General features: G+C 55.7%; 3 protein-coding genes. 1 reads left to right on the top strand and 2 read right to left on the bottom strand.

The features are described from left to right. Together VAE48_RS13215 and VAE48_RS13210 are read right to left on the bottom strand one after the other, a co-directional pair. The coding region (locus VAE48_RS13215) for a hypothetical protein (protein ID WP_322793801.1) at window positions 1–1,107 on the bottom strand (1,107 nt) is incomplete at its 3' end. Window positions 1,108–1,118: 11 nt separating this feature from the next. Next, entirely contained in the window at window positions 1,119–2,126 is a 1,008-nt protein-coding gene (locus VAE48_RS13210) for a diacylglycerol kinase family protein (RefSeq protein ID WP_322793800.1), read from the bottom strand. An 80-nt stretch (window positions 2,127–2,206) separates the two neighbouring features. Between VAE48_RS13210 and VAE48_RS13205 the strand changes: the two genes are divergently transcribed. Further along, window positions 2,207–2,531 (top strand): DUF4388 domain-containing protein (locus tag VAE48_RS13205; protein WP_322793799.1); only part of this gene is annotated, 325 nt, incomplete at its 3' end.

The raw sequence follows: 2,531 nt of genomic DNA, 5'->3' as shown, positions 1-2,531 counted from the left end.
CGAAAAACGAAAGGCGAGCGGCGGCGAGCTGCTGTCACGGCTGGCCAGATCCATGATGCCCAGCCAGTGCAGTGGTGCGGTTATCAGATAGTGCAATAAAGCGCCGTCCACCTCCTCCCAGCACTCAAAGCCGCGCAGGTACTGGTTATCGGACGCGCGGCGGATAAACCACGAATCGTAATCCCCCGCCGGGCGTTGAAAATCCGGCTGTTCCTGTTTTACCGCCGCAATGAAGGCGTTCAAATCCCACCAGACCTCAGCCGGTAATTGACGCAGCAGGTTTAATACGCGGTTGCGGGTTTGCAGAGGGTCGTTGCGCCACTCTCCTTCAAAAATTAACGCGGGCAGCATACGCAAATCATCACAGGTGGTGGAATTGAGCCAGGCTGTTGCCAGTTGAAGCAGAGCCTTCGGGCGCTCGGCTTCCAGGAAACCACGCACCTGTTCCGGGCGGGGTTGACCTTGCTCATCCACGAAGCTGGCGGCTTCGAGCAATGTGCGCAAATCACGCAGCGGCAGGCTGAGGTATCCGGCAAAGCGGGATTCATCCATTTCCATGCGCAAGCCGGCCAGCAGCGTGCAGGCATCATCCAGAATTCGATCGGTTGCCGGCAGGATGTGGCCGTAATCCTGCGGCGAGGCGGCCTGCCCCAACACAGGCGGGAGCGGTTCAACCGGTACTGCCAGCAGGCTGGCGAGGTCATCCGGAATATAGGCAAATTCCTGTGGTTCAGGCGGTTGATTGAGAAAGGCTTTTCCGATCAGGGCACGGTACCAGAGCATTTCAGCCGGTGAGATGGGGTTGAGGTCAGGTCTTTCACGGTCGCGGCGGGCGATTCCCAGACTTCGCACCTCACCGTACTTACGGCTGAAAGCCGACCACGGCAACCTTCCCTGATGAGCCAGCAAGTCCAGCAGGGCGCGGCGAGCGCCTTCCGGCAGGCTGGCGACAATTTCCTCCAACAGCGGGCGGTCAAGCATGGCTTGAATCAGTTGCGGGATTGCTGAGCGGACGTCGTGGGCGGTGAGTTCCAAACCCCACAGGCCGGCAACCATTTTCAAGAAACCGAGATCGTGACCTTGCAGGGTGTGAGTTAATTCAGGCATGCTTTGGGGAATTATCCGGCAGAGGGAATGTTCATTCGTATAGCCGATGGTATGGCTTCGACCCGTATCTGGCGGATGGTCGAATCCAGGCCGGCGTAAATTTCACCGTCGGTATGGATGTAGAGGGGGTGATCTGAAACCAGTTCCAGATTCTGAAATCGCCCGTGGCAGGCATACGAGAGGCGCTGATGGGTGCCCTGCATCATAAAAGGAATGGTGTACAACATTTGCAAGCGCGAGATACGGCGAATGCCCAGATAGTCCAGTTTTCCGTCTTGCGGACTGGCCTGCGGGGCAACCCAGAAGGCGCCGCCTTCCCGCCGGCCGTTGCACAGCACCAGCATCAAAAGGTGAGCCTGCCATCTTTTACCGTCCTGAACGGCTTGTAAACCGAGCGGTGTGTGATTGAAAAGAATGGTTTGCAGGGCAGAGAAGAGGTAAATCAAAAAGCCGCGCACCCAACGGATGCTGCGCGAACGGATGTTGACCACGGCATCAAAACCGATTCCCAGCGTGTTTGTCCAATACTCGCCGTGTCCGTGGTCATCTTCGATGCGGGCGATATCCACATTGCCTACCGAACCGTCCAGCGCCAGTTTGAGGGCGTCAACCGGGTCGGCGGGAATTTTCAGACTTCCGGCTAAATCATTGCCTGAACCGACCGGTATGATCCCGATGATCGGGCGCTGTTCCGGCGGCAGGTGCATAACTCCGTTGACGACCTCGTGGACGGTACCATCGCCGCCCATGGCAATCAACTTACGGCAGCCCTGTTCGGCAATCTGGTGCGCCAGTTGTACGGCATGGCGTGGATAAGCCGTAAATACCCACTCCACCTGAGCAGAGGGTGGGGCAATTTGTTGAAGGCGGCTGGCAACCGCAGCGGCTTTGCGCTGATTGGCATGGGGGTTGCATAGAATCACAATCTCAGAGGACATGCTTTGACCGCTCAACAATATGGAGATGATGCCGTTGATTATACCCAATTCACCCAACGATATTGTAAGGTAAACCGCCATTCTCAACGCCGTGAATGCGTTGTGAATGGACGGACATTTGTTATAATTCTTTCAGACCTTCTCGTTTTCCGAGGCTGCACATGGCATTACGGGGCAATCTGCGTGACTTTTCCACCACTCAACTGCTCAATCTGATCAATCTGGCTCGCAAAACTGGTACACTGGTGATCGAAGGTACCAGCGAGGTTGCGCAGATTACGTTTCGTGAAGGTAAACTGGCTTATGCCCAAATTGGCAGTGAAGAAAACGATCTTGCAGCCATCTTGCAGCGCAGCCGTAAAATTACGCCTAATCAGGCTCGTGTTATTCGCGAGCGAACGCGAAAGATGAGCGACAAAGAAGTGGGCCTTTTGTTGATCAATGCCGGTTATTTGACCCAGAAGGATATTCTGGAAAGTCTGCAAA

It is taken from the genome of Bellilinea sp., assembly GCF_034432615.1.
Taxonomy (GTDB): Bacteria; Chloroflexota; Anaerolineae; order Anaerolineales; family Anaerolineaceae; genus Bellilinea.
Note: the sequence above shows the minus strand (reverse complement) of the source record. Positions and strands in the feature narration are given on the sequence as shown.